8 protein-coding genes and 2 pseudogenes are annotated in these 24,018 nt (G+C 61.8%); 3 read left to right on the forward strand and 7 right to left on the reverse strand.

All coding sequences use genetic code 11. From position 1 onward, the window contains the following. Positions 1 to 7 precede the first annotated feature (7 nt). The gene (locus IB229_RS16980) at positions 8 to 11,839 is read right to left on the reverse strand and encodes a retention module-containing protein (protein WP_192331084.1); all 11,832 of its coding nucleotides are present in this window, start codon (positions 11,837 to 11,839) and stop codon (positions 8 to 10) included. A 461-nt stretch (positions 11,840 to 12,300) separates the two neighbouring features. Here IB229_RS16980 and IB229_RS16985 point away from each other — a divergent pair, with 461 nt between their 5' ends. From IB229_RS16985 to IB229_RS16995, 3 genes are all read left to right on the forward strand, one after another. Beyond that, a complete protein-coding gene (locus IB229_RS16985) occupies positions 12,301 to 13,656 on the forward strand; it encodes a TolC family outer membrane protein (RefSeq protein ID WP_192331085.1) in 1,356 nt (451 codons plus the stop codon). Between the two features lie 72 nt (positions 13,657 to 13,728). Then, positions 13,729 to 15,885 carry a type I secretion system permease/ATPase gene (locus tag IB229_RS16990; protein ID WP_192331086.1) on the forward strand — a complete coding sequence of 719 codons (2,157 nt, stop codon included), beginning with the start codon at positions 13,729 to 13,731 and terminating at the stop codon, positions 15,883 to 15,885. A gap of 13 nt (positions 15,886 to 15,898) precedes the next feature. Then, positions 15,899 to 17,257 (forward strand): HlyD family type I secretion periplasmic adaptor subunit, encoded by a 1,359-nt coding sequence (locus tag IB229_RS16995; RefSeq protein WP_192331087.1) that lies wholly within the window; start codon positions 15,899 to 15,901, stop codon positions 17,255 to 17,257. A 15-nt stretch (positions 17,258 to 17,272) separates the two neighbouring features. Here the strand turns inward: IB229_RS16995 and IB229_RS17000 are convergent, their stop codons facing one another. From IB229_RS17000 to IB229_RS17020, 6 genes and pseudogenes are all read right to left on the reverse strand, one after another. Then, positions 17,273 to 17,866, reverse strand: coding sequence for a tRNA-uridine aminocarboxypropyltransferase (locus IB229_RS17000; RefSeq protein ID WP_192331088.1), 594 nt, complete (start codon positions 17,864 to 17,866; stop codon positions 17,273 to 17,275). A 266-nt stretch (positions 17,867 to 18,132) separates the two neighbouring features. Next, positions 18,133 to 19,113 (reverse strand): annotated as a pseudogene (locus tag IB229_RS22325) (methyl-accepting chemotaxis protein); the annotation flags it as partial. Between the two features lie 306 nt (positions 19,114 to 19,419). Continuing rightward, positions 19,420 to 19,698, reverse strand: a pseudogene (locus IB229_RS22330) (PAS domain-containing protein); the annotation flags it as partial. A 117-nt stretch (positions 19,699 to 19,815) separates the two neighbouring features. Beyond that, positions 19,816 to 21,543, reverse strand: coding sequence for a bifunctional isocitrate dehydrogenase kinase/phosphatase (gene aceK / locus IB229_RS17010; protein WP_192331090.1), 1,728 nt, complete (start codon positions 21,541 to 21,543; stop codon positions 19,816 to 19,818). A 165-nt stretch (positions 21,544 to 21,708) separates the two neighbouring features. Further along, on the reverse strand, positions 21,709 to 22,299 hold the full coding sequence (locus IB229_RS17015; RefSeq protein ID WP_192331091.1) for a phosphatase PAP2 family protein: 591 nt from the start codon (positions 22,297 to 22,299) through the stop codon (positions 21,709 to 21,711). A 286-nt stretch (positions 22,300 to 22,585) separates the two neighbouring features. Continuing rightward, positions 22,586 to 23,887, reverse strand: a complete 1,302-nt coding sequence (locus IB229_RS17020) for a dicarboxylate/amino acid:cation symporter (protein ID WP_192331092.1) — start codon at positions 23,885 to 23,887, stop codon at positions 22,586 to 22,588. Positions 23,888 to 24,018: the final 131 nt, after the last annotated feature.

Below are 24,018 nucleotides of genomic sequence, written 5' to 3' on the forward strand. Positions count from 1 at the left end.
GAAGAGCTTAGACGTCTACTTTCAAGCTGCCATCGCCCAGCATGCCGGTGATGACACCGCCCGCATCCATCGCTCCGTAAGACGCCTGCAGGTTGATGCCATCGAGCACGATGGTTGGCCCGGCCGATCCACCAGTAGCACCATTGGCATCCACCGTGATGGTGGTGCTGGTGCCGAAGCTGAAGGTCAGGTACTGGCTCAGGCTGCCCACATTACTGTGCTCACCGGAAAGCAGTTGGGACAGGTCCAGCGCGTCCACACCCTTGGTGAAGTCGGTGATATGGCTGGTACCCGTTTCGCCGGCCAGCCACTTGAAGGTATCTGCACCGCCTCCACCAGTCAGGGTATCGTTGCCTCCATTTCCGCTCAGCGTATTGCTGCCACTGTTCCCAATCAGCACATCGTCGAAGCGCGAGCCAATCAGGTTCTCGATGCCTGTCAGGGTATCGTTACCTGCACCCAGGGTATTCTGAGCGCCACTGATGGCCAGGCTTACTGTGACGCCGGATGTAGCATCCACATAGCTGGCGGTATCTATACCCGCACCACCGTTGAGGGTGTCATTACCCGCACCGCCAACCAGCAGGTCGTCACCATTGCCCCCGTTGAGGGTATCGTTGCCAGCACCGCCGATAAGCACATCATTACCGCTGCCTCCCGACAGGGTGTTGCCCGCATTAACTCCGGTACTGTTGTCGATGATGATCTGGTCATAGCTGGCACTTGAGTTGCCGATCACACCACTGTTGTCGCGATCGACGTTCACGGTTGCCGATGTACTGACCGCACCCAGCTCATCCTTGGTGGTGTAGGTGAACGCCCCCCCCCTTATCAACCCCGAGTCAGTGAAGGTTGTAGTGTCCGTACCGCGTGTAATCGAGCCGCTACTGGCACTTCCAGCGGTGTTCACTGCGAAGTCATTGCCCTCGGCATCGCGGTCATTCCACAGCAAGGCCCAATCAGGCACTACAACCGACGCCGCACTGTAAGCCACCACGTTGTCGGCATTGGTTGTCGGCGCATCATTGACGGCATTGACGTGTACGTAGGCGACGGCAGATGCACTGTCGGCGCCGCCATTGGAAGTACCGTCGCCATCCTTGACGGTGAAACTCACAGTGCGATCCGCAGTGGACGGATTGTCAGAGGTGTTGGCGTAGGCGATCTGCTGGATCAGTGTCTGGACTACCGCAAGCGTCGCCAGGTTACTGGTGAAACTGACCGTCAGCGCCGCACCATTGGCACCACCTGAGAGGGTACCGATGGTGGTACTCCCCAGGCGCAGGTTGCTACCGCTCACATTGAGCTGCCCACTGCCAGTTCCCTGATTGATGATCGACAGCTGATCAGCAACCGTGCCGTTTGCAGTGAATGCCACCACCAGTGAGCCACCGTTGAAGTTGGCCGAGTCGATATCGCTCAGCGTCACACTGCTATCGATGACTTTCGCACTCGCGTTCTCGGTGTAGTTCAGCGTACCGCCCATCCCACTCAACACCGGTGCATCGTTCACCGGTGTGACATTGAAGGTGATGGTGTTCGGATTCGGGTCGAGGTCAACCCCACCGTTCGCCGTTCCGCCACTGTCCTGTACCTGGAAGGTGAACGTGGCGTAGCCATTGGCATTGGCCGCCGGGGTGAAGATGAGCTTGCCCGCATTGATATCCGCCACCGACACCAGAGTGCCCGCACCGATCGCACTGCCGTTCAGGGTGAGCTGGCCAGCGGTAGGCAAGGTCGTGATCTTCACCGCTGCCAGGGTGTTGCCCTCGGCATCGGAGAAGCCGAAGCTGCTCGCGCCAAGCACATGGCTGGTGTCCTCCAGCAGGCTCAGCGTCGCATCGGCGCCTGCCGGCGGGCTGTTGGCATCGATCACGTTGACCGTCAGGGTCGCCGAATCGCTGGTACCGTCGGCATCCACCAGGCTGTAGCCGAACTGCTCGGTCACATTGCTGGTGATCCCGTCAGGCGCGACATAACTCCAGGCTCCGGTTGCGAAGTTGAAGGTCAGCTTGCCATGTTGTGGCGTCTCGATAGCGGTCAGCACACTGCCGGAGATGGCAGGACCCGTGCTCGGCGTGATGGTCGAAGTACCGTTCCAGGTGTAGGTGACGGAGCCGATGGTGAACGACTTGATATAGCCGGCGCCGTCCACCCCGAAGCTGTCGTCGTCAGCGGTGCCGGCGATGCCGTCACTGCCCCACAGCACGTTGCCGGACACATCGCCACCAACGACCTGGCCGAGTAGCGCATCCACCAGCTGACCGAAGCCTGCCACGTTGAGTGGCGAACCCTGCCCATCGAGATCAACATCCTGCAAGCGGACATTGTTGATGCCGTTACCGATGCCCACGGTGGTGACGTTGATGTCGTTGCCATTGACGAAGGTATTCCACGCTGTTGCTGTGGAGTTGGCCAGGGAGTTGCCGTTATTGCCGGTCTGCTCGTTGGGGTTGCCGTCACTGATGAACACCACCTGATTACTCCAGCCGGTGATCGGCTGGTAAGACGCCATGGTTTCCTTGATGGCATCGGTAAAGTCGGTATTGCCATCGAATGGGCGAGTGCCGCCCTCCGTTGGATTCAGGCTGGAAATCAGCGAGCTGAACGCCTCGACACTAGTGACCGGTGCGTAGGCCTTGGCCGTCGAGGAGAACGCCACGACCTGTAGCTGCACATGGCCCGAGGTGCCATCGAACAACGCGGCACCGGCCTGCCGAACCGCAGCGAGCATCTGGTTCAGCTCGGTGTTGTCGATACTGCCGCTGAAGTCGAGGACGAAGACCACGTTGAAGTCCTGGCCATGACCTTCGACCACGGTCGCCACATCGTTCTTGGCATCCGGCCCGTTGTCCACCGCAACCACGTTGATCTTGGTGCTCGCGACATTGGAGTTCGTGGTGCCGTCGTTGACCACCACGGTGACCGTACGGGGCGTGGTACTCGGCGTGCTGCTGGTGTTGCCGAAGCGGATCGCCTCGATTGCCGTTTCGTACTCCGCCTTGCTAGCCACGCCAGTAAGAGTCACGGTGATCTTGCCAGCCACGCTGGTATCCACCACACCGCTGATGCCGCCAAGCAAGCCGCTGGCAGTCAGCACATCACCGGCCTGGGCGTTGGTGAGCACGATCTTGGCCGAGGCGATGGTGCTGTTGTCGATGTCGGTGACCAAGGTGTCGATGTCGGCGATGGCCACCGCCGACGAACCTTCGGTGAAGGTGGTCTGGTAACCCGTACCCACCACGCCGGCGCTGTCATTGCCGTCCAGGTCGAGCAGCGGCGCATCGTTGACGGCCGACACGTTGATGGTGACGGTCGCGATATTGCTGTAGAGGCTACCGTCGCTCACCTGGTACTGGAAGGTTGCGTAGGGTGCGCCGTTCTCATTGCTGTCAGGCACGAAGGTCAGCTTGCCAGCATTGATATCCGCAATGCTGATCTCCTGGTTCAGACTCACATCCACGCCGTTGAGTTTGAGCACACCATCGGTGGCCAGCTGGGTCACCCTGATGCCGGTAAAGCTGCTCGAGTCGACGTCATAGTCGTTGTTAGAACCTGTGCCATCGGCACCAAACAGGCCATTGTAGGTAATGGTTACGGCATTGTCTTCGCTGGTAGTGAAGGTATCGTTGACCGCCACTGGCGCATCGTTGGCCGGCGTAACATTGATGGTCACGGTGGCGATGTTGCTGTAGCTACTGCCGTCACTGACCTGGTACTTGAAGGTCGCGTACGGCGCGCCGTTTTCATTGCCATCCGGTACGAACACCAGCTTGCCGGCGTCGATATCGGCCTTGCTGACCTCCTGGTTCAGGGTCACGTTGACGCCGTTGAGCTTGAGCACACCGTCGGTGGCCAGCTGGGTCACCTTGATGCTGGTGAAGCTGCCGGAATCGCCGTCGCTGTCGTTCAGCGGCCCGGTGCCATCGGCCCCGAACAGACCGGCACTGGTGATGGTGACCGAGGTGTCTTCGCTGGTGCTGAAGGTGTCGTTGATCGCGATGGGCGCTTCGTTGAGCGCAGCGATGTTGATGGTCAGCGTCGCACTGGAGGGATCGCCGTCAGCATCGACGATGGTGTAGTCGATCTGCTCCACCTTGTTGCCAGTCAGCCCGCCCGGCGCCGTGTAGCTCCAGGCGCCGGTCGCGAAGTTGAAGATCAGCTTGCCGCCCAGGTCGGTGGTGATGGTGAGGCTCGCGGTGGCATTGCTGCCATCCCAGGTATAGGTATCGCCGTCGATCGACAGGGAACGGATGCCGCCCTTGCCATCGGCACCGAAACCATCATCGTCGCTATTGCCGGCGATACCGTCGCTGCCATGCAGCACATTGCCGGAGACCTGGCCGGTGCTGACCTGGCTGAGCAGGGTATCCACCAGGTCGTCGAAATCGCCGACCCGAATAGGCGAGCCACTGCCGTCCAGATCGACATCCTGCAGGTTGTCGTTGTCGATACCGTTACCAACGCCAATGGTGGTGACGTTGAGGCCGTTGTCGTTGATGAACTGCTGCCAGTCGGCCGCCGTCTGATTGGCCAGCGCATTGTTGGCCTGGGTCTGCTCATTGGGGTTGCCATCGCTGATGAACACCACCTGGTTGCTCCAGCCCGGCAAGGGGGAGAAAGCATCCATGGTCTTCTCGATCGCCGCCGTGAAGTCGGTGTTGCCGTCGTAGGGGCGATGACCGCCCTCCTCCGGATTCAGCGAGTCCAGCAGGTTCTCGAATGCCGCGAAGCTGGTGACCGGGGCATAGGATTGCGCTTGGCCGGAGAACGCCACGATCTGCAGTTGCACATCACCTGGATTACCCTGGAAAAGCGCTTGGCCTGCGGCTTTTACCGCGGACAGCATCTGATCCAGCTCGCTGTCGCTGATGCTGCCGCTGAAATCGAGCACGAACACCATGTTGATATTCGGTGCCACGCTCTCGCTGACACTGGCCACGTCGTGCTGCGCCACCGGGGTGTCGTCGTCGACGTTGATCTCCAGGGTGCCATTGGCCTTGTCGCCATCCTTGTCGGTGACCTGGTAGGTCAGGGTAAAAGCCTGGTTATTTTCATCATCGCCATTGGCATGCTTGATCGGCGCGTTCTGTTTCACCTCGTAGGCGCCGTTGGCGCTGTTCAGGGTGACGGTCAGGACCGTGGTGGCGCCCTGCTTGATCAGCAGGTCGCTACCGGACTGCACGTAGGTGAAGCCCTGCGGTGCGCCGGTATAGGTCCACTGGATAGAACCGGCGCCATCATTGCCATAGGCGTGATTGAGCGTGCCGCTGACAAAGGCGGCGTTATCGTCATCACCATCACCACCGGGGATGCCTTTGGCCAACGCATCATCGTCCAGTTGCACCACCTGGTTCGGCGTGGCGCTGGGGCCGTCGTCCTTGAAGCTGATGACCTTGCCGATATCGATGCTGGCGCTGGCCTTGTCGCCATCGCTATCGGTCACGGTGGCACGCAGGCCGACATGACCGGAGCCGAGGAACTTGGCCTCGTCCGGATCACCAGTGGGATGCACGATGGAACGGATCTGGTCGAGGGTTACGGTGCCACCTGCATTCACCGACAGGGTGAACACCAGCTGGTTGCTCACCGCAGTACGCCCTTCCACCACTCCGGCGCCATTGACGCTGAGGATCACCGCCTGGTTGGTGGCGGTATCCACCAGCCCGCTGTTGGCGTTCTGCACGGTCAGGTCGTAGGCCATGCTTTTCAAGCCATCGGCACCGGGCTGAACGTTGAACACACCACTGAAATTGGCCGTGGCGTCGATGGCGAAGTTCGATTCGTCAACCTGCAGCGACGAACCCCAGGTGATGCTGGTGCTGACATCGTTGTAGTCGTAGTCGGAGGTATCGGTCTTGTCTTCCCAGTTCTGGTTACCGGCGACGCCGGTGTCCTGCAGGTGCGAGCCGCCAGGATTGAGAGCCGCATCGCTGAACAGTACATTGGCGCCATCGGCACCGGTCAGCGGGTTGGCCCCGAGGAAGGCCGTCCACTTGCCACCGACCAGTTGGAAGGTCAGCTCGGCCCCATTGGTCAGACCGGCATTGGCACCACCGTTGGGAATGATGAAGAAGCCGACGCTGTTGGGGTCCAGCCCGTTCAGGTCCGCACTATCACCAGTGCCCTGGTTATGCACGTTGGCCCAGATCACCTTGCCGCCGACAGGCGAGCCATCCGGCCCTTTCTCGTAATAGCCGTAGGTGTTGGAGTAGCCCGCGTCGGTACCGTGGAAGGTGACATAGGAGCCGGTGTCGATATTGCCGGCCTGGATGGTCGGCGTGTCGTCATCGATGGTCACCACCAGCGAGCCGTTGGCGCTGTCACCGTCCTTGTCGGTCACGGTGTAGTCGACGTTCAGGGTGATGTCATCCTCGGTGCCACTCTCGGGGTGCATCAGCGGCTTCAGCAGATTGACGGTATATGCGCCGGTCGCGGGATTGGTCAGCACCACCGTCATCAAGTCGCCACGGATGGCATTGCTGATGGTCAGGGTGTTGGTTGCTGCGTTCCAGGTCGAGGTAACGGCTTCGCTACCCAACACGCTCGGGCCGCTGAGGACGATGCTCTGCAAGCCATCGGCACCCGCACTGTAGGTCAGCGAACCGCTGGTGCTGATAGCGGCGCCATTGGTATCGGCAGGGCCGCCGTTGATCCCGCCGGACAGGCCTTCGTCATCCAGAATCGCTGGCGCGATTACCTGGCTGGCAGTCGGTGTATCGTCATTGACGCTGATCTGCAGGGTGCCATTGGCAGTGTCGCCGTCCTTGTCGGTGACCTGGTAGTTGAGGGTGAAGTCGGCGTTGTTTTCATTGCCACCGCTAGCGTGCTGGATAGCGGCCAGCTGAGTGACGGTATAAACCCCGGTTGCCGTATTCAGCGTTACGCGCAGCACATCGGTTGAGCCCTGTTTGACCAGCAGGTCGTCACCGTCCTTCACGTAGCTGAAGCCCGAAGGCGGTGTGCCGGTGGCGAGCAGCTGGATATTGCCGGCACCGTCATTGCCGAAGCTGTGGCCGAGGGTACCGGTGAGATTGACCGCATTGTCGTCGTCGCCAGTGCCGCCGGGGTTGCCGCCAGGCAATACATCGTCGTCCAGTTTCACCAACGCGTTGCTGCCAGCGCTCGGTGCATCGTCGCGGAAGCTGATCACGGCACCAAGGTCAACACTGGCACTGGCCCTGTCACCATCGTTGTCGACGACCGTGGCATTGAGCTTGATGTGACCGAGGCCGAGGAACTTGGCCTCGTCCGGGTCAGAGGTTGGGTGGACGATGGAGCGCGACTGGTCGAGGGTAACCTTGCCAGTCGCATCCACGCTGACGGTGAACACCAGCTCGTCACTGCCAGCGGTACGCCCCTGGATCACGCCACCAACGACGCTGAGCAACACAGCCTGATTGGTGACGGTATCCACCAAGCCGCTATCGGCATTCTGCACGCTGAGGCTATAGGTCAGGCTCTGCAGGCCATCTGCACCAGGCTGTACGTTGAACACGCCACTGAAGCTGGCAGCGGCATCAATGCTGAAATCGCTCTCATCGACCTGCAGCTGCAGGCCTGTACCCCAGGTGACACTGGTGCTGAGGTCGTTGTAGTCGTAGTCGGAACCGGTCGTGACATCCTCCCAGTTCTGATTGCCGATGCCGGCATTGTCCTGCAGATGTGAACCACCCGGGTTCAGTGCCGCATCGCTGAACAGCACGTTTGCGCCACCCTCACCCGTCAGCGGAGTGCCGCCGAGGAAGGCCGTCCACTTGCCGCCAACCAGTTGGAAGGTCAGTTCGGCACCATTGCCCAAACCAGCGTTGGCACCACCATTGGGAATGATGAAGAAGCCGGTGTGTGCCGGGTCCAGTCCGCCCAGATCGGCCGTATCGCCAGCAACCTGGTTATGCACATTGGCCCAGATCACCTTGCCACTCTGCGGTGTGCCGTCTTCACCCTTGACGTAGTAACCGTAAGTGTTGGCATAGCTGGCATCGGTGCCATGGAAGGTCACGAACGAATCCGGGGACAGATTGCCGGCCTGGATGGTCGGCGTGTCGTCGTCGACGGTCACGACCAGAGAGCCCTGGGCGGAGTCGCCATCCCCGTCGGTCACGGTGTAGCCGACATTGAGGAGGATATCGTCCTCGGTATCGACAATCGGATGCATCAATGGCTGCAACAGGCTGATCTTGTAGGCACCGGTAGCCAGATCGGTCACCACCACGGTGACCAGCGAACCGCGCCCGCTGCTGATGGTCAGCGTGTTGCTGGCACTGTCCCAGGTCGACGTCACAGCCTCCGAGCCCAATGTGCTCGGGCCACTGAGAACGATGGATTTCACACCATCGACGCCGGCATTGAAGTTGAGGGTGCCAGTGACACTGGTGTTGTTGCCGGGCGCATCATCAGGGCCACCATTGATGCCGCCCGACAGGCCTTCGTCATCCAATGTGCCTGCATCGCTGCTGCCCGCGGAGGGGCCATCGTCCTCGAAGCGGATGGCATTGCCGACGCCAACCTTGTCGACGGCCACATCACCATCGCCGTCGGTAACGGTGACAACCGCACGGATCTTGCCAGCCAGGCTCAGCGCCTCATCGTGACTGTTCGGATCGGGGTGCTGCAGGGATACATATTGAGCAATGCTGAGGGTGCCATCGGCACCGATGGCAACCGCGAAGGCCGCTTTACCGGTATCGCTACCATCGGCAATGCGCCCGACCACCAGGCCATTTTCAAGCGTCAGCACAATGCTGTGCCCATCGGTGGTCTGCAGTCCCGAATCAACCCCGTCACCACCCACCACTTCCAGACTCAATTCGGTGGTTGCGCCTTCCTGGTCCTGCCCGGCATCACTGCCGGCCACGCTTACGACTGCACCATTGCTCTGGGCATAACCGGCCGGTGATAGATCGCTACCCGCGCCAGATACGCTGGCGAACAACGCAACGACGCTCGGATTGCTGGTGTCATTGTCATTGGCATCGCTGCCGGGTGTCGGCGTTGCAGAACCATTCTGCAGACCTGCACTTTCGTCATGAACGACACGTACCCCTTCGATCAGCTGAATGCTGGCAGTGGGGCCGTCATCCTCAAAGCGAATGGCGCCACCGATACCCACCTTGTCCACCGCCACATCACCATCGCCATCGATAACCGTAACCACCGCCTGGATCTTGCCAGCCAGGCTCACGGCTTCGTCATAGCTACTGGTGTTGCCATGTTGCAGAGAAACGTACTGGGCCACGCTGACCGTACCGTCGGCACCGATGGCGATGGCAAAAGCAGCATTGCCCGCCTCCGGCCCTCCGACGATACGACCGACGACCAGACCATTCTCGACAAAGAGCGCAATGCTGTTGCCCTCGGTGGTTTTCAGACCGGAGTCCGCGCCGTTGCCGCCGACTACTTCCAGGCTCAGTACGGTGCTCGCACCCTCCTGGTCCTGCCCGGCATCACTACCAGTCACACTGACCAGCGGACTGCCACTCTGGGCGTACCCGGCTGGAGACAGGTCGCCAGCCACGTCACTGACGCCAACGAACAAGCCGGCAACATCTGCGCTGTCGGTGTCGTCGTCATTGGCATCGCTGCCAGGGACAGGAGTCGCCGAACCATTCTGCAACCCGGCACTTTCGTCATGAACGACACGTACGCCTTCGTTCAGCGAAATACTGGCGGTGGGACCGTCATCCTCGAAACGGATCGAGCCGCCGATGCCGACCTTGTCCACAGCAATATCGCCGTCACCATCAGTCACCGTGACCACCGCCCGAACCTTGCCGCCAAGGTCGACGGCATCGTCCGGGCTGCCAGTATCCGGGTGATACAAGGACACATACTGCGCCACGCTGATCGACCCATCGGCGCCAATAGCGATGGCGAAAGCGGCGTTGCCCGCCTCCGGACCACCCACGATACGGCCGACCACCAATCCGTTTTCGATAGAAAGAACGATGCCGTTACCGCCGGTGGTCTGCAGACCTGAATCGGCGCCGTCACCGCCTACGATTTCCAGGCTGAGGACGGTGCTTGCACCTTCATTGTCCTGTCCGGCACTGCTGCCGGAGATATTGACCAGCGACCCATTACTCCGGGCGTAGCCGGCGGGTGAGAGGTCACTGCCGACATCTGCAACGCCTGCGAACAGATTGGCGACAGCTGGGTCGGCCGTGTCGTTGTCATTGGCATCGCGCGGTGGCGTCGGTGTGTCTGTGCCGTTCTGCAAGCCGGCAGTTTCATCATGCACCACACGCGCGCCTTCATTCAGCGAAATGCTGGCGGTGGGGCCGTCATCCTCGAAACGAATCATCTGGCCGATATCGACACTGCTCACCGCCTTGTCGCCATCACCATCGGTGACCGTCAGCACAGCCTTGACCAGCCCCGCCAGGTCGATCGACTCATCATCGCTACCGGTATCCGGGTGACGCAGGGACTCGTACTGCACCACGCTGATGACGCCCGTGGCCGCATCAATGGAGATCGCGAACACGGCCTGTCCGTCACTGCCGCGACCGACAATGAGACCGTTCTCCAGCGTTAGCGAAACCGGATCGCCATCCGTGGTAGTCAGCGTGTTCAAGGCCAGGAAACCGAACTGTCCCTCGCCTTCACCTTCACCCTCGTCGGTGTTCAGCTCCAGGCTGTAAACCACCGTGGCGCCGGCTTCATCGGCACCTGTTTCGAAGTTGGCAATCACGACCGGACCTTTGCCGACGGCATAACCCAGCATGTCAGTCGACACATTGGTGACGCCCGCAAAAACGTCGAGTGGGCCCTCGACATCATCGCTATCGGGTTGCAGACCAGCGCTCTCGTCCACCACGACCGAACCGCCTTCTTCCGAGAGGGAAAGCGCTGCGGTCGGCCCATCGTCGTTGATCGCGATGGTCAGCGGTACAGTTGGCGATACATCGTTGTCGAGGTCGAACACCCGTACGCTGAAGTTATCGAACAACTGATCGTCTGCACCGGTGGCATTGGGGTCAGTGTGATCCAGGGTGTTGTCGGTAAGCGTATAGGTCCAATTGCCCGCCGCGTCGAAGGTGAGGACGCCGTAGGCACCCTGTACCACACCGCCGCCAGTGACGTTGACCCAGACACCATTGTTGCCGAGCACCTCGATGCGACCGATACCATCAGGCGAGTTGATGATCAGCGCGCCTGAGGTGGTTTCGGCATTGCTTCCCGGATTGGTGCCCGGCTGGCCGCCGCCATCGGGCCCGCCGTTGAGGGCTTCTTCATCGACCACACCGGGGCCGGTGACGACATTTCCATTGTCATCAAAGAAAACGATGTCGAGTTCAGGGCTGAAATCCGCAATGGCGAAAATTTCCGCCTCCGGGAATTCCGGGCCGGCATTCAAGCCAGCGGTAGGGAAACCGATCACCGGGTCCAGCGCCCCAGCGGTTTCGCCCAGCAATACGAAGGAATGACCACCACCCACGCCGCCGGCACCACCCGCACCGCCAGCACCCGGGCCGGCAGCCGTGGCTTCACCCGCCTGGGTTGGGTCCACACCCGCCTCGATGGCTGCCTGCAATTGCTCGACATCGGTCAGGTCGGCATCGCTGGGGGCATCAGACGCGGTCTCTTGCGCATTGGCAGCGGAGTTGTCCTGGTTGCCTGCAAGCATCTGCTGATCGAGCGCCAGTGTGCTGTCGCGCCCCAGGGTGAGTTCGCCTCCGCCGCTCAGGGCAATCGCGATCGCCCCGGCTGCGCCAGTCTGCAACTGCTCGCCGGCATACACCCGATCGCCTTCTATCAACGGTCGGCGCGATCCATCGCCCGCTACTGCAAAGACCTCGCCGACAACCTGACTGACGACACCAATCAACGTAGCCATGATTCCTTCCTCCGCACTACAGCTGCCGACCACCGTCGACACGTTTCAAAAGGGCCAAAAACACCTTCCGAACCAAGGCATTTGCGAAGAAATCTGCGTGAAATGGCACTGTGCTATCAGAAAACTTTTTAAATGCGACAAAAAAGTGTCGCTCCAACTGCACCGACTCACTACACCAGAAACAACTCCCCGCCCTTATGCTCCAAATCGCTCTTGACCCACCATTTCTGCCGCAAAAAGGCTTCTAAGGCCCGATTTCTGCGGGAGTACGGAAAAAACAATGTGCTCGTTTTCACAGAGTGCATAAGACTTTTTCCTCATAAACCTTGTGAAAAAAATTTCTTAGCTAAGTCAAAAGTTGTTCTTAGCTGTGATGTTACAAACCTGAAACGTTTATTCAGGATAAAACGCCATAAAAATGGCGACGTAACAAAGAGCATCGACACAAGGAGAAGTACCCCATGCGCGTTCTAGCACCGCTCTACAGTGGCATTGTGCTGGCCATTGCCTGCTCTCAGGCCCATGCCATTACCCTTTCGGAAGCCATTCAGAGCACCCTGGACAACCACCCCGAACTGCATGCCAGCATGAATGACCGCCTCTCATCGGATGAGGAAGTGAAGATTGCCAAGGGCGGTTACCTGCCGACCGTGGACCTGCTGGTTGGCTATGGCCGGGAAAATACCGACAGCCCCAGCACCCGGGCCCTGGGTGACCATAACAAGGAGACCATGAACTACCGTGACGCCGAGCTGCGTCTGCGGCAGATGCTGTTCGACGGTTTCAATACACCGAACGAAGTGGCACGTACCGAGGCAGTGGTGAACTCCAAGGCCTACTACGTACTGGGCACCTCGGAAGGGCTCGCCCTGCGCACCGTCGAGGTGTACCTGGAGGTGCTCAAGCGCCGCGAGCTGGTGAGCCTGGCGCAGAACAACCTGCAGGCGCACACGCGCATCCATGACCAGATCGGCATGCGCAGCGAACGCGGCGTCGGCAGCACTGCCGACTTCGACCAGGCCGAAGCACGCCTGGCCCTGGCGGCGAACAACCTGTACACCGAACAGGTCAACCTCGCCGACGCCGAAGCCAACTTCTTCAGCGCCGTCGGCCGCCTGCCCGACCAGCTGGAAAGCCCGGTCACGGTGAAGGGCGAAATGCCGGCCGATCTGCTCGTCGCACGGCAGACCGTGATCGACAACAACCCCTACCTGAAGTCGGCGCAGGCCGACGTAAATGCCGCCGAAAAGCAGTACGAAGTCGCCAAGTCACCCTTCTACCCACGTTTCGACGTGGAATTGGCGACCTCCGCAGACGACAACGTGCAGGGCGACGAAGGCCACTACAACACTTGGCGAGCCGCCGTGGTGATGAACTACAACCTGTTCAACGGCATGCGCGACAAGGCCCGCCTGCAATCGGCGGCGCACCAGATCAACCAGTCGATGGACATCCGCAACAACGCCCTGCGGGTGATCAACGAAAACCTCTCCCTGGCCTGGAACGCCATGGAAAACGCGCGCCTGCAAACGCCCAAGGCGCGCGACTACGCCGACTACACCTCGCGGGTGCGCGAGGCCTACCAGCAGCAGTTCGGTCTCGGCCAGCGCACCCTGCTCGACCTGCTGGACAGCGAGAACGAACTGTTCACCGCCAATCGCCGTTACAGCGAGGTGCGTTACACCGAAGAGTTCTCCATGTACCGCGTGATCTCTGCCATGGGCGATCTGCTGAAGAAGCAGAACGTCGTAGTCCCGGCCGAAGCTGTAGCCCTCACGGAAGTGAAGAGCGAGGCGCGTCTGCCGGAAATGAAGTAGTCCCGGCGAAGAAGCTGCCCGGCAGACGCTGCCCACCAGCGTCTGCCGGCCTGTTTCTCTGGAGTAGTGAACGTGACGACCATGGAACGGAGCCTTACCGACGATCAGCGGCAGAGTCATGACGACCCGCTGCTGGACGGCCTGCTGATTCTCTGCAAGCTGCACGACTGCGTAGCCAGTCGAGCCAGCCTGAGCGCCGGGCTGCCAATGCCCGATCAACGCCTGAGTGCCGAGCTGCTGCCCCGAGCCGCAGCCCGTGCAGGCCTGCAGGGGCGCATCCTGCGCCGCGAGCTGCCGGCTATTTCCTCACTCAACCTGCCCGTGCTGCTCCTGCTCAAGGACGGCCGCAGCGCCGTACTGCGCAAATACGGCCCCAAAGGCAAGGCGCTGATCCTGCCGTGTGAGGCCGAAGGTGGCGAACAATGGGTCGAGCTCGCCGAGCTGACCAAGGAATACAGTGGCCGCGCGCTCTTCGCCCGTCCGCGTCATGAACTGGAAGACGCGCGCGTCCCGCTGCTGCCCCGCGTGCAGTTCTGGTTCCGCGACACCCTCAAGCTGTCCCGCTGGCTGTATACCGACGCGGTGCTCGCCAGCCTGCTGATCAACCTGCTCGGCCTGATGGTGCCGCTGTTCGTCATGCAGACCTACGACCGCGTGGTGCCCAACCAGGCTACGTCGACGCTGTGGGTACTGGTGATCGGCTTGCTTATCGGCAGCGGTTTCGAACTGCTCCTGCGCGTGCTGCGCGCGCACCTGCTGGACGTTGCCGGCAAGAAGACCGACGTGGTGCTCTCCGCCACGTTGTTCGAGCGCATCACCGGTATGTCGCTGAAAGCCAAGCCGGCCACCGTTGGCGGCTTCGCCCAGAGCATCCATGACTTCCAGGGCCTGCGTGAATTCCTCACCGCAGTCACCCTGACCAGCCTGATCGACCTGCCCTTCTCCATCCTCATGCTGGTGGTAATCGGCCTGCTCGGCGGTTGGCTGGTGGTGATTCCGCTACTGGCATTTCCGATCACCGCCGTCTTCGCCCTGATCATCCAGTCGCGGCTGCGCGACACGGTGCAGAAGAGCCTCGCCTTGGGTGCCGAACGCCAGGCCCTGTTGATCGAAACTCTCGGCGGCCTGGAAACCCTCAAGGCGTGCAGCGCCGAAAGCGAGCGCCAGCACCACTGGGAAAAAACCCACGGCGCCCTCACCCGCCTCGACAACCATGCGCGCTTCCTCGCGGCGTTGGCCACCAACGGCACCCTATTCCTGCAGCAGTTCGCCGGCATGGCGACTATCGTCGCCGGGGTCTACATCATCATCGCCGGCAAGCTCAGCGTCGGCGCCCTGGTCGCCTGCTACATGCTCGGCAGCCGCGTGCTCTCGCCACTCGGGCAGATCGCCGGTTTGATCACCCGCTACCAGCAGGCGCGCCTGACCATGACCAGCACCGATGCGCTGATGGCCCTGCCACAGGAGCGCGAAGCCAAGCAGCGGCCGCTGGACAGAACCCAGCTCAAGGGCGCGTTCGACATCCGCCAGGTCAGCTTCGCCTACCCCGGCCAGAGCGGTGCGGCGCTGAGCAAGATCAACCTGCGCATGAAGGCCGGCGAGCACATCGGCATCATCGGTCGCAGCGGCTCGGGCAAGAGCACCCTCGGCCGCCTGGTAATGAACTTCTACACCCCGGATGACGGCCAGCTGCTGCTTGACGGCCTTGACCTGCGCCAGCTCGATGTCGCCGACCTGCGCCACCAGATCGGCTACGTCGCCCACGACCTGCCGCTGCTGGCCGGCAGCCTGCGCGACAACCTGACCCTTGGCGCGCGCTACGTCAGCGACGCACGCATGCTCGAAGTCGCCGAACTTACCGGCGTATCGGAACTGGCGCGGCAGCACCCGCAAGGCTTCGACCGCCCGGTGGGTGAACGCGGCCAGCTGCTCTCCGGCGGTCAGCGCCAGGCCGTGCTGATGGCCCGCGCCATGCTGCTCGACCCACCGATCCTGCTGCTCGACGAACCTACCAGCGCCATGGACAACGCCAGCGAAGACACCCTGCGTAATCGCCTGCACACCTGGACCCAGGGCAAGACCCTGCTGCTGATCACCCACCGCGCCTCGATGCTCAGCCTGGTCGACCGACTGATCGTGCTGGACAACGGCCATGTCGTCGCCGACGGCCCCAAGGACGCTGTGATCGAAGCCCTGCGCAAGGGCCGTGTCGGCCCCGCATCGGTCTAGCCAGGAGAAGCGCATGGAATTCACACAATCGGTTCGCGATTACTTCGGCAGCCTGCGTACACGCCGGCAGGACACCGAGTTCATGCCGGAAGTCGATGGCGTAGTCCGCGAGGATTCACCCTGGCTGGCCCGCGCCACCGTCTGGTCGGTCAGCGCCTGCCTGCTGGTGGCGCTGATCTGGGCCAAGTTCGCCGTGCTCGAGGAAGTCACCACCGGCGAAGGCAAGGCCATTCCATCAAGCAAGGTGCAGGTGATCCAGAACCTGGAGGGAGGCATCGTCACCGAGATCTTCACCCGCGAAGGGCAGGTGGTGAACAAGGGCGATGTGCTGCTGCGCCTGGACGCCACCCGGTTCATGTCCAACAAGGGCGAAACCGAGGCCGACCGCATGGCCCTGGTCGCGCGCGTGGAACGCCTCAGTGCAGAAGCCGAGGGTCGCCCATTGGCCTTGCCCGATGATCTGGTCGCCAACGTGCCGCAACTGGCCGAAGATGAAATGGCCCTGCACCGCTCGCGCCTGCAGCGCCTGGAAAGCGAACAGAACACGCTCAACGAGCAACTGCGGCAGAAAACCCAAGAGCTGGCGGAGTTTCGCGCCAAGGCCCAGCAATACCGCTCGGCGCTCGGCCTGATCCAGCAGGAACTGAACATGTCGCAGCCGCTGGTAGCATCGGGCGCGATCTCCGCAGTGGAAATCCTGCGCCTCAAACGCAGTTCGGTGGAAATGCGCGGCTCGCTGGACGCCACCAACTTGGCGATTCCACGGGCCGAATCGGCGATGCAGGAGATCAAGAGTCGGCTGGAAGAGTCGACCCTGGTGTTTCGCACCGATGCGCTGAAAGAACTCAACGAGATCCGCACCGAACTGACCAAACTGACCTCGACCAGCGTCGCCATCGAAGACCGGGTCAGCCGCACCACCGTGGTGTCGCCGGTGCATGGGGTAATCAAGCAGCTCAAGGTCAATACCATCGGAGGCGTGGTGCAGCCCGGCAGCGACATGCTGGAAATCGTCCCATTGGAAGACAACCTGCTGATCGAGGCCAAGGTCCGTCCGCAGGATGTTGCCTTCCTCCATCCCGGGCAGAAGGCGATGGTCAAGTTCACCGCCTATGACTACACCATCTACGGCGGCCTCAAGGCCAACCTCGAACTGATCAGCGCCGATACCATCACCGACGAGGAAGGCAACAGCTTCTACCTGATCCAGGTGCGCACCAACAAAAGCCACCTGGGTACCGATGAACACCCGCTGCTGATCATTCCCGGCATGGTCGCCACGGTGGACATCATCACCGGCGAGAAGAGCGTGCTCGACTACCTGCTCAAACCGGTGCTCAAAGCCCGCGCCGAAGCCCTGCGCGAACGCTAGGACCTGCCACACAAACTAGCGCTGGTGATTGCGCTGGAACGTCTCGCTGCCCATGGCCTCGATCTGCCCGTCGATCAACGCCTCGAACGGCCTCAACAGGGTATCGAAGCGCGCGGGCGCCTCCTGCAGCTCGAGCGCGGCGACGATTGCCTCGATGGTCGCCAACGCGACTTCCCCCGGTGCCTTGCGCAGGCGATAGCGCGACGGCAACCCCACCGGCAGGCTGACGCGTGGCAGCCCTGCCAGCAGTGGATTCAGGTAGATCAGCTTGCGCGCCTTGCGCCAGGTGCCATCGGGTACCACCAGCAACAGCGGCCGCGAATCCTCGCCATCACTCAGCGGCAGCGTCTGTGCGCCATCGCCGGGAAACAGCAGGCAGGCACGGTACTCGTCGCTCAGCCAATGCGGCAGATCGGGGAAATGTTCGCCAATCTTCAGCTCGGCATTCTGCAGGCCCAGCGCGGCCAGCCGCGCGGTGTTCAGCGCATGCCTCACTTCGTCCGGGTGCTGCAGGATGAGCACGCGCGTGCGGCTCGGCAGGCTGGGAATCAGCGAGCACAGACAATGGCCGAGCGGGCGACAGCAACGCGGGCAGACGGGGCGAGGCATAGGATCTCCTGAGGCCCGGCAGTTTGCCACAGGCGAGTGTCACTGGCCGCCTCGAGCACCATCAACGTCGGTACGTCCGCCAGCATGCAACGGCGATATCCGCGTTACCTGTTGCGAAACCCGATTGTTTCCCTGCCCTAACGTGAAAGCTCGATGCAGGGACGCACCACGTCCCTCAGACGCGGAGCGTCTGTAACGGCGTTCCCACGCAGAGCGTCGGAACGATCATCGTACGCAGGGCCACACTGCTCGAAACGGCTGACGCATCAGCGGTTGAAGCGCTCCGCCAGGCTGTGCAGGTACTCGGCCATCTGTTCCAGCTCCTGGCTGATCGCCGCGCCCTGCTGGGCCTGACCGGCACTGTGGTCGGAGAGCTGGGCAATGCGGGTGATCTGCCGGCTGATGTCCTCGGCCACATGGCTCTGCTGCTCGGACGCCGCGGCCATCTGCTGGCTCATGCCGGTGATGCGCGTCACCGCGCTACTGATGCCCTCAAGCGCCTGGCGCACGGCCTCGACGCTCTGCACGCTTTCCCGGGAAATCGCGTCGCCCTTGCTCGCCGTGTGCACCGCCTTGTCCGCGCCGCTGCGCAGCGAGGAAATGATGTGGTGGATCTGCTCGGTGGACTCGCGCGTGCGCGCCGCCAATGCACGCACTTCGTCGGCGACCACGGCGAACCCCCGGCCCTGCTCGCCCGCCCGTGCCGCTTCGATGGCGGCGTTGAGCGCCAGCAGGTTGGTCTGTTCGGCAATCGAGGTGATCACGTCCGCCACGCTGCCGATCGACTGGGTGGAATTGGCCAGCTCGTTCACCGCCTGGCCGATCTCCTGCACCGCATCGGCCATATGCTGCATCGCCTCGAGGCTGCCACCGGCAAGCTGGCGGCCGTCGCTGGCGAGACGGTCGGCCTCCTCCGCGGCATGCGAGGTGCTCTGCACGTTCTGCGCGACTTCCTGAATCGTCGCAGCCATCTGGTTGATCGCCGTCGCCGACTGGTCCGTCTCGCTGCGCTGCTGCTCCAGAAGTTCGGCACCGGAGCGCGACAGCTCGGCGGACTGCGCCGCGCGCTGGCGTACGTTCTCGCCGGCGTCTTCGAGCCGTGTGAGCGCCGTCTGCAAGCGCGCTTCCTCGCTGATCATGGCCATGTCGAGCAGTGCCTGGGCGCCACGGTTGTCGCTGTAGGTCAGCGCCACCAGAGAGCTGGTGAAGGCCTTGGGATGCTCGGAAAGGGTTCTGCGGATCAGCTGGCGCTTGCTGTAGAGCTGATAGGAACCCAGGGCGAACATGACCACCAGGATGAACGCCGCCAGCCACAGATCACTGAGCACCATATGTGCACCCAGAATCACCAGCCCGGCGAGGATCAGCGGCCAGGAGCGGATCAGGTCGTAAGTCAGCTGATCAATCTTCGGGATTGGCGGTTTGCCCGCCCGCAGCCTGGCATACAGCGCCTCGGCCCGACGCTTCTGCGCGTCGGTCGGCAACGAGCGCACCGACTCGTAGCCGGCCATCTGGCCGTTCTCGTAAACCGGGGTGACGTAGGCGCTGACCCAGTAGAAATCACCGTTCTTCGAACGGTTCTTGACCACGCCCATCCACGGTTTGCCCTGTTTGATGGTTTCCCACATGTGGCCGAACACCGCCGGCGGCATGTCCGGGTGGCGAACCATGTTGTGGGGCTGGCCGATCAACTCTTCCCGAGTGAACCCACTGATCTCGACGAAAGCGTCGTTGCAGTAGGTGATCTTGCTGTGCAGGTCGGTGGTGGAAATCAGGCGTTCGTCAGCGGGAAAGGTTCTTTCGCGCTGGCTGACAGGGAGGTTCTGGCGCATCGGCGAGCCGTCCTTGGATAGTGGGTGGGCGTGGAATTCCTGACCTTGTGCTCAATAGGGTTTAGCACACTCGTGCCAACCTGGCCCAAAGCCATCCACACCCGCACACCCAATGGCTCAGATCGCCTGGTCACCCTTGCGTCGATAGGGGAACACGTCGATTACCTTGCCGGCGCGAATCGCCTCCTGCAGGCCCTTCCAGTACTCGGCGTCGTAGAGGTCGCCATGCAACTGGCTGAACAGCCGGCGCTGGCCGATATCGGCGAACAGGAACGGCGGGAACTCCTCGGGGAAGACGTCCAGCGGCGCCACCGAATACCACGGCTCGGACGACATTTCGTCCTCCGGGTAGCGCGGTGGCGGGATGCGCCGGAAGTTGGCCTCGGTCAGGTAGCAGATCTCGTCGTAGTCGTAGAACACCACGCGACCGTGGCGGGTGACGCCGAAGTTCTTCAGCAGCATGTCGCCGGGGAAGATGTTGGCGGCCGCCAGCTGCTTGATCGCCAGGCCGTAGTCTTCCAGGGCCTCGCGCACCTGCGCCTCGTTGGCGCTTTCCAGGTAGATGTTCAGCGGGATCATCCGTCGCTCGGTCCAGCAGTGGCGGATCAGCACGGTGTCGTCGTTCTCGATTTCCACCGTCGACGGCGCCACTTCCAGCAGCTCTGCCAAGCACTCGGGCTCGAACTTGCTCTTGGGGAAGCGGAAGTCGGCGAATTCCTGGGTATCGGCCATGCGCCCGACGCGGTCGACGCTCTTCACCAGGCGGTACTTCTCGATCACCGTGGCGCGGTCGACATTCTTCGACGGTGAGAAACGGTCCTTGATGATCTTGAACACGGTGTTGAAGCCCGGCAGGGTGAACACACTCATGACCATGCCGCGCACGCCGGGGGCCATGATGAACTTGTCATCGGTGGTCGCCAGGTGGTTGATCAGCGCGCGGTAGAACTCCGACTTGCCGTGCTTGTAGAAGCCGATCGAGGTGTACAGCTCGGCGATGTGCTTGCCCGGCAGGATGCGTTTGAGAAAGCCGATGAACTCGGCGGGAATTTCCACCTGCACCATGAAATAGGAGCGGGTGAAGGAGAAGATGATCGACACTTCCGCCTCGTCGGTGATCAGCGTGTCGATCTGGATGCCGCGCCCCTCGCGGTGCAGCAGCGGAATCACCAGCGGCCACTGCTCGTCGCGGGTGAAGATGCGCCCGACCAGGTAGGCGCCTTTGTTCCGGTACAGGGTCGAGGAGAACAGCTCGATGCTCAGCTCCGGGTCCTTGCACACCCAGTCCGGCAGGCTGCTGCGCAACTGGCTTTCCAGGCGCGCGATATCACGCTCCAGGTCTTCGTAGGCGACATCGAAACCGTAGTCGGTGAAGACCTGCTGCAGGGCGCCGTGCAGATCGCCCAGCGGCAGGTAGCTGCGCGTCTGCGGCAGGCTGGCGTGCGGGCGCAGCGAAGGCCGCGTGGTGTGGATGAACATGCAGCCGTCGCTGATGCAATCGTGGCTGAACAGGCCGCAGAAGATCGAGTTGAACCAGGTTTCCGCCAGTTCGTCGTCGAAGCGCTGGTCGATCAGGGTGATGTAGGCGCTCTTCACCAGCGGCCAGAGTTCGACATCGAGGAGGAATTCGTCGCTGAAGCTCTGGCGCAGACGCCCGCTGACTTCGGCGACCTTTTCTTCGTAGAGGTTGATCCGCGCCGCAGAGGCGGCCTGCGCCTCCTGCCACTGCGCCTGCTCGAAACGCGCGCGGGCGCCATCGGTGATCTCACGGAAGTGCGCACGATAGTCATCGAACCCATCGAGGATCAGACGGGCGATATCGGCGGCTGGCCGTTGCTGCGCCATGGGAAAGCCTCTGCTGCGAATACGGAACCGCGAGCTTAGCCAGAGCCGGGCGCGAGGGAAAGTCGCAAACGCATGCGCCATAGGTCGCAGGAAACGGCCGGAAAAAAACAAGGCGATGAATCGGGACGCTTCATCGCCTTGCCAACCAGCCTGATCGAGGCGTGTCTAGATCAGTGCCAGGTACACCTGATAGGCCACCCAGCCGAGGGCGGCACCGGCCGGCAGATCCGCCAGGTAGTGCTGCTTGGTAAACGTGCAGGACAGCGCGATCAGCAGCGGAAAGAGGAACACCCATGGCCCCAGCGAGCCCAGGGCCAGCAACGCAGTCAGTGTGGCGACCGAGACGTGCATGCTGGGAAAGCAGTTGGACGGCGCATCGAAGCGCTGGACGAACAGCAGGAAGCGCTCCGACCAGCTGCTGCCGGTGTTGACGCTGCGCCAGTGCTCGGGCGTGGACACCGGGAACACCGAGAAGAAGAACATCTGCATCACCAGCAGCACGATGTAGGTGAACGCGGTGATGGTGAAATGCCGCGAGTCCTCGACCAGCCAGTTGATGTAGAGAATTGCCGGGTAGTAGAGAAAGCTGTAGATCCATGACCAGGACGGCCAGAACGGCATCTTCTCATCCAGGCGCGAATTGAAGATGCGCACCTCGGTCAGGGTGTAGCGCTGGGTGAAGAAGTAGAACTGGTAGACCCCGACGATCAGGATGACGCTGAGGATCAGGTTGATGAAGAAATCATGCACGGCCATCGCACCACCCTCCCCGAGACAGGCGAGAAGACGGGCGAAGCGGTAGAGCGGGCACGCGGTAACGTATCGACATGGCATCCATTCCAGAGTCGGTTTGCGGGGCGCCCATTAAGCCGATTCGTCGCACAGCTGTCGCGCCCTTCGCCAACGGCCTGTGAAGTACGTCGAAAAACCGCGGCCCGCCAAACCGCGGCCAGGCTATTGAAAAAGCGCGCAAAAAAAAGCCCGTCAACGAGGACGGGCCATAAGGTGCCGCCCTGTCGCTAGGGCGGCGGAGAACGCGGTATCAGGCTGGCTTGTGTGCGCCTATTTCCGTTTCCGACAGGGCGCTACCGCCACTGGCCAGTTCCTGCTGCAGGGTGGTTTCGTCGAGCTGCTTGCACCACTTGGCGACCACGATGGTGGCGACGCCGTTGCCGATCAGGTTGGTCAGCGCGCGGGCTTCGGACATGAAGCGGTCGATACCGAGGATCAGCGCCAGGCCGGCAACCGGCAGGTGGCCGACGGCGGACAGGGTGGCGGCCAGCACGATGAAGCCTGAACCGGTGACGCCCGCCGCGCCCTTGGAGGCGACCAGCAGTACCAGCAGCAGGGTGATCTGGTGGGTGATATCCATCGGCGTGTCGGTGGCCTGGGCGATGAACACCGCAGCCATGGTCAGGTAGATCGATGTGCCATCAAGGTTGAACGAGTAGCCGGTCGGGATCACCAGACCCACCACCGACTTGTTCGCCCCGAGCTTTTCCATCTTCGCCAGCATGCGTGGCAGCGCTGACTCGGAGGACGAGGTGCCGAGCACGATCATCAGCTCTTCACGGATGTACTTGATGAACTTGAGGATGCTGAAGCCGTGGGCACGGGCGATACCGCCGAGCACGATCAACACGAACGCCACGCAGGTGATGTAGAAGCACGCCATCAGCTGGCCGAGCTGCACCAGCGAGCCAACGCCGTACTGGCCGATGGTGAAGGCCATGGCACCGAAGGCACCGATCGGCGCGAGCTTCATGATCATGTTGATGATGCCGAACATGACGTGAGCGATGCGGTCGATGAACTCGAGCACCGGGCGACCGAACTCACCCATGCGTTGCAGGGCGAAGGCGAAGATCACCGAGAAGAACAGCACCTGGAGGATGTCGCCGTTGGCGAAGGCACCGACCACGGTGGCCGGAATCACGTTGAGCAGGAAGCCAATGGTGCTCTGCGCCTCGCCCGCCTGGGCATACGCGGCGATCTTGCTGGCATCCAGGGTTGCCGGATCGACATGCATGCCGACGCCAGGCTCGACCACGTTGACCACGACCAGGCCGATGATCAGCGCGACGGTGGACACGATCTCGAAATACAGCAGCGCGTAGCCGCCGGTCTTGCCCACCGCTTTCATGTCCTGCATGCCGGCAATGCCGCTGACCACGGTGCAGAAGATGATGGGGGCGATGACCATTTTGATCAGTTTGACGAAGCCATCACCGAGCGGCTTCAGCGCAACGCCAGTTTCCGGATAGAAATGGCCGAGGGCGATACCGATGGCGATGGCCACCAGCACTTGAACATAGAGGCTCTTGTAGAGCGGTTTGCGGGTCATGGCAGATCCTCACTTGCTGCGTCGACCCAACAATCCCTTTGACGTCGCACAGCCGCTTTATTAGCGCTAACCCTCCTGCACTGGAGGATTTTGTTTTGGGCTCCACTCGGGAGCTGCAACGCCAATTGCAC

The organism is Pseudomonas sp. PDM14 (assembly GCF_014851905.1).
Taxonomy (GTDB): Bacteria; Pseudomonadota; Gammaproteobacteria; order Pseudomonadales; family Pseudomonadaceae; genus Aquipseudomonas.

What these genes read in the sequence shown, in the direction of transcription:
- IB229_RS16980 (WP_192331084.1), bottom strand. Translation starts at nt 11,839, where the DNA reads ATGGCTACGTTGATTGGTGTCGTCAGTCAGGTTGTCGGCGAGGTCTTT.
- IB229_RS16985 (WP_192331085.1), top strand. Translation starts at nt 12,301, where the DNA reads ATGCGCGTTCTAGCACCGCTCTACAGTGGCATTGTGCTGGCCATTGCC.
- IB229_RS16995 (WP_192331087.1), top strand. Translation starts at nt 15,899, where the DNA reads ATGGAATTCACACAATCGGTTCGCGATTACTTCGGCAGCCTGCGTACA.
- IB229_RS17000 (WP_192331088.1), bottom strand. Translation starts at nt 17,866, where the DNA reads ATGCCTCGCCCCGTCTGCCCGCGTTGCTGTCGCCCGCTCGGCCATTGT.
- aceK (WP_192331090.1), bottom strand. Translation starts at nt 21,543, where the DNA reads ATGGCGCAGCAACGGCCAGCCGCCGATATCGCCCGTCTGATCCTCGAT.
- IB229_RS17015 (WP_192331091.1), bottom strand. Translation starts at nt 22,299, where the DNA reads ATGGCCGTGCATGATTTCTTCATCAACCTGATCCTCAGCGTCATCCTG.
- IB229_RS17020 (WP_192331092.1), bottom strand. Translation starts at nt 23,887, where the DNA reads ATGACCCGCAAACCGCTCTACAAGAGCCTCTATGTTCAAGTGCTGGTG.